Below are 4,793 nucleotides of genomic sequence, written 5' to 3'. Positions count from 1 at the left end.
CGATGAGATCCTTGCGCAGCCCGGCAACGTCGACGTCAGCCTTCGCTCCCATGTCACCAGGCGATGCCGAAACATCGGCCCCCTGCTGCACTTCAGGCTCCTGCTTCACACCCGCATCGTCTTCGATCACCGCGCCGCGCGCATCGAGCTTGTTGCGTGCGCCGTTGATCGTGAAACCCTGCTCATAGAGCAATTCGCGAATACGACGTATCAGCAGCACTTCATGATGCTGATAGTAGCGACGGTTGCCGCGGCGCTTCACCGGACGCAACTGCGTGAACTCCTGCTCCCAGTAGCGCAGCACGTGCGGCTTGACGCCGCACAACTCGCTCACTTCACCGATCGTGAAGTAGCGCTTCGCAGGGATCGGGGGCAAGACGACTTTCTCGGCCGTCGTAGTCATCGTCGGTTAACCGTCGGGTAAAAGTCGCGCTGCAATGCATTGGAGACGTCTTCAATCTCCATGAGCGGCGCAGCCGCTTCAAGCGCCGCTTTCGACCAGCGCCTTCAGCTTTTGACTCGCATGGAACGTCACGACACGGCGCGCGGCGATCGGAATCGCCTCGCCCGTCTTGGGATTGCGCCCCGGACGCTGAGGCTTGTCACGCAACTGAAAATTGCCGAAGCCCGACAGCTTCACGCTGTCTCCACTTTCGAGCGCATCGCGGATGACCTCGAAAAACGCCTCGACCATATCCTTGGCTTCGCGCTTGTTCAATCCCACATTGTCGAACAGCAACTCGGCCAATTCGGCTTTGGTGAGGGTCGGCGTTTCCGGGGAAGTGGAGACGCCGACGGACGAGGTCGGTATTTCGCGAATCATGGCGCCACGCTGCGCCGCACGTAGGGCTTCGAAATCACTCGAGTTCATTTCGTTCATGTCTAAAAACGGCGACCAGCCGATGGCGACACACCGTACGAACGCTCTTGCGAGCGTTCCCCGCTCATCCGCGCAACCGCGCGCCGTAGACTCGAGCCAAGCGATCCACCAAGGTCTTGACGGCCAAATCCACCGTCTCGTCCTGCAGCGTGCCGCCAGTATCTTGCAGGGTCACGCGGAAGGCAAGGCTTTTCTCGTGCGCCGCCATTCCGCCGGAAGTGCTTGATTTTGCACGAAATTCATCGAATAGCGCAACCCTTTGAACGAACTTGCATGCCTCCTCGCCGAGCGCCTTTTGCATCTCGTCGAGCAACGCCTGAACGTCCACGCTCTGATCGACCACCACCGCGATATCGCGCCGCACCGGCGGGTATTTCGACACTTCCGCCGGCGTCGGCAAGGCGCGGCCCATCAATGCATCGGCATCGATTTCGAACAACATCGGCGCATGCGGCAAATCGTATTGCTGCATCCAGCGCGGATGCAGCTCGCCGATCCAACCCACGGCCTGGCCGTCGAGTTCGATGCGCGCACTGCGCCCCGGATGAAGCGCCGGATGCTCCGCCTTCACGAAGCGCGCCACGCGCGGCGCGAACAAGGCTTCCACGTCGCCCTTCACATCGAAGAAATCGACCAAACGCGTGGGCAAACCCCACTGCTCTTCCGCAGCCGGACCATACGCGAGCGCGCCGATGCGCTTCGGTTGCGCGTAGCCTTCCACCGTCATCTCGCTCGCACCGATCGAAGCATCGCGCAAGAATACGCGCCCGGCCTCGAACACGCGCACGCGATCCGCGCGGCGATTCAAGTTGTGACGCAAGACGTCGATCAGGCTGCCGAACAACGTCGTGCGCATGACCGACAACTGGCTCGCGATCGGATTGACCACGCGAACCGGCGCGTCGTTGCCCGCGAAATCGCGCTCCCAGCTTTCGTCGACGAAGCTGAAATTGATCGTCTCGGCATAGTCGCGCGCGGCCAGTGCATGGCGCAGCGTATGAATCGAACGGCGCGTTTCGTTCGTCGCCCGCATGGCGTTTGCGGCCACCGGCGGCCGTGCCGGAATCTTTTCGAAGCCGTAGATGCGCGCGACTTCCTCGATCAAGTCTTCCTCGATCTCGATGTCGAAACGATACGACGGCGGCGTGACGGCAAAGATCTCGCCGTCGAATTCGTATTCGAGCCCAAGACGCGTGAAGATCCGCGCCATTTCGTCGGCGTCGATCATGACGCCGATCACGCGCTGAGCCCGTGCCACACGCATCGTCACGGGCGCACGCCGCGGCAGATTGACGACGTGATCGTCGACCGGACCGGCCTCGCCCCCGCAAATATCGAGGATGAGGCGCGTGATGCGCTCGATGTGCAGCACCGTCGTTTCATAATCGACGCCGCGCTCGAAGCGATGGCCCGCATCGGTCGAAAAGTTGTACTTGCGCGAGCGGCCGCGAATGCTATCCGGCCACCAGAACGCCGCTTCCAGATAGACGTTCGTCGTATCGAGCGTCACGGCCGTGCTGTCCCCGCCCATGATGCCGGCCAGGCTCTCGACTTGATGGTCGTCCGCGATCACGCCCACGGTTTCATCCAGTTCGATCGTATTGCCGTTCAAGAGCTTCAGGCTCTCGCCGCGGCGGCCCCAGCGCACTTCGATGCCGCCGTGGATTTTGTCGAGATCGAACACGTGCGACGGGCGCCCGAGTTCGAGCATGACGTAGTTCGAGATATCGACGAGCGCCGAAATGCTTCGTTGTCCTGACCTTTCCAGGCGCTCGACCATCCACTGCGGCGTCTTCGCGCGCGCGTTCACGCCGCGAATCACGCGGCCCGAGAAGCGACCGCACAGATCGGGCGCCGCCACCTTCACGGGCAACCGCTCGCTGAGCTTCACGGCCACGGGTTCGATCGCGAGCGGCTTGAGCGGCGCACCCGTAATGGCGGCCGTTTCGCGCGCAACGCCGAACACCGACAAGCAATCGGCCTTGTTCGGCGTCAGCTTGATTTCGAAGACGGTATCGTCGAGATTCAACGTTTCGCGGATGTCCTGCCCAATCGGCGTGTCCTCGGCCAGGATCATGAGGCCGCTGTGATCTTCCGAAAGCTTGAGTTCGCGTGCCGAGCACAGCATGCCTTCGCTCTGCACGCCGCGCAGCTTCGACAGCTTGATCATGAACGGCGCGCCGCCCTCTTCCGCCGGCGGCAGTTGTGCGCCGACGAGTGCCACGGGCACCTTGATGCCGGGCGCGACGTTGGGCGCGCCGCAGACGATGTTCAGCACCGAGCCCGTTCCCGCATCGACCTGACAGACATTGAGCTTGTCCGCATCGGGATGCTTGACGACTTCGAGCACGCGGCCGACGACGATCTTCGACGTGGGCGGCGCAGCGGGGCGCAGCGATTCGACTTCGAGGCCGGCCATCGTCAACGCATGCGAGAGTTCCTCCGTCGTCAGTTGCGGATCGACAAACGCTCGGAGCCAGGATTCAGGGAATTGCATGTGTGTCTACGTTCGAAGGAGTGGGTCCATGCCGGGCCGCTTGCGAGCACGCATCTCGAGCGCTCGCCGGGCCCAGGCACCGCTTGCGGCTTTCGGTCCTGGTTCGGCGCGTTACGCGAACTGCCGCAAGAAGCGCAGATCGTTCTCGAAGAAGAGCCGCAGATCCTGCACGCCATAGCGCAGCATCGTCAGACGCTCGAGGCCGCTGCCGAAGGCGAAGCCGATATAGCGCTCCGGATCGAGGCCCATGTTGCGGATGACGTTCGGGTGCACTTGGCCCGAGCCCGAAATCTCGAGCCACTTACCGGCGTTCTTGCCTTCTTCGAACTTCATGTCGATCTCGGCCGACGGTTCCGTGAACGGGAAATATGAAGGCCTGAAGCGCACGAGGATGTCGTCGCGCTCGAAGAATTTCTTCAGGAAATCGGTATAGACGCCTTTCAAATCGGCGAAGCTGATGTTCTCGTCGATCCACAAGCCTTCGACTTGGTTGAACATCGGCGAATGCGTGGCATCGCTATCCACGCGATACGTGCGCCCGGGCACGATGACTTTGATCGGCGGCTGATTGCTGCGCGCGTAGCGCACCTGCATCGGGCTCGTATGCGTGCGCAGCAGCAGGGGACGCCCGCCGGCATCCTTGCCGTCCACGTAGAACGTGTCTTGCATCGAGCGCGCCGGATGGTTTTCCGGGCTGTTCAGCGCCGTGAAGTTGTACCAATCGGTTTCGATTTCCGGGCCGTCCGCCACGTCGAAGCCGATCGAGCCGAAAATTTGTTCGACGCGTTCCCAAGTCTGCATCACGGGGTGCAAGCTGCCTGCTCCCGCGCCGCGCCCCGGCAACGTCACGTCGATCGCCTCGGCCGTCAGCCGCTGCTCGAGTAAAGCTTGCGCGAGCGCGTCGCGACGGGCCGTCAGCGCCGCTTCCACTTGCTGCTTCGCGACGTTGATGCGTGCGCCCTCAGCCTTGCGCGCCTCGGGATCGAGCTTGCCGAGACCCTTGAGCAGTTCGGTCAGCATGCCTGCCTTGCCGAGAAAACGCGCCTTTTCGTTTTCGAGCGTCGTGCTATCGAGCGCTCGGGAGAAGGCTTCTTGCGCGTCGGCGACAATCCGGTCCAGATCCATTGATCCCATCATTTCAACGTCGGTGAGTTACGAAAGTGCGACCAGCAAAAAAAAGGGGGCTCGGTGAGGAGCCCCGTTTTCTTGTCGGGAGCGGCGGCCTAAGCCAACGCGCCCGACGAACCACGCAGTGACTAATCGATCAATGAGTAATCAATTAGGCTGCAACGGCGGCTTTCACCTGCTTCACGATCGCGGCAAAAGCGGCCTTGTCGAACACGGCCATATCGGCCAGCACCTTGCGGTCGAGTTCGATCGACGCCTTCTTCAGGCCGTTGATGAACACGCTGTACG

The 4,793-nt window shown here is 61.9% G+C and carries 5 protein-coding genes; all 5 read right to left on the bottom strand.

The genetic code is table 11. The features are described 5' to 3' along the window. A partial coding sequence (locus ACTHN9_RS06355; RefSeq protein WP_440535905.1) for a MerR family transcriptional regulator occupies nt 1-403 on the bottom strand: 403 nt, incomplete at its 3' end. 78 nt (nt 404-481) lie between these two features. After that, nucleotides 482-880, bottom strand: a complete 399-nt coding sequence (locus ACTHN9_RS06350; RefSeq protein WP_440535904.1) for an integration host factor subunit alpha — start codon at nt 878-880, stop codon at nt 482-484. A 64-nt stretch (nt 881-944) separates the two neighbouring features. Then, nucleotides 945-3,377, bottom strand: coding sequence for a phenylalanine--tRNA ligase subunit beta (pheT, locus tag ACTHN9_RS06345; RefSeq protein ID WP_440535903.1), 2,433 nt, complete (start codon nt 3,375-3,377; stop codon nt 945-947). A 111-nt stretch (nt 3,378-3,488) separates the two neighbouring features. Next, on the bottom strand, nt 3,489-4,502 hold the full coding sequence (pheS, locus tag ACTHN9_RS06340) for a phenylalanine--tRNA ligase subunit alpha (RefSeq protein WP_440535907.1): 1,014 nt from the start codon (nt 4,500-4,502) through the stop codon (nt 3,489-3,491). 154 nt (nt 4,503-4,656) lie between these two features. Beyond that, a partial coding sequence (locus tag ACTHN9_RS06335) for a 50S ribosomal protein L20 (protein WP_440535906.1) occupies nt 4,657-4,793 on the bottom strand: 137 nt, incomplete at its 5' end.

The organism is Trinickia sp. (assembly GCF_051953405.1).
In the GTDB taxonomy this organism is placed as follows: Bacteria; Pseudomonadota; Gammaproteobacteria; order Burkholderiales; family Burkholderiaceae; genus Trinickia.
The sequence above is the reverse complement of the archived record's forward strand: the minus strand, read 5'-3'. Positions and strand labels throughout refer to the sequence as shown.

What these genes read in the sequence shown, in the direction of transcription:
- pheT (WP_440535903.1), bottom strand. Translation starts at nt 3,377, where the DNA reads ATGCAATTCCCTGAATCCTGGCTCCGAGCGTTTGTCGATCCGCAACTG.
- ACTHN9_RS06350 (WP_440535904.1), bottom strand. Translation starts at nt 880, where the DNA reads ATGAACGAAATGAACTCGAGTGATTTCGAAGCCCTACGTGCGGCGCAG.
- pheS (WP_440535907.1), bottom strand. Translation starts at nt 4,502, where the DNA reads ATGGATCTGGACCGGATTGTCGCCGACGCGCAAGAAGCCTTCTCCCGA.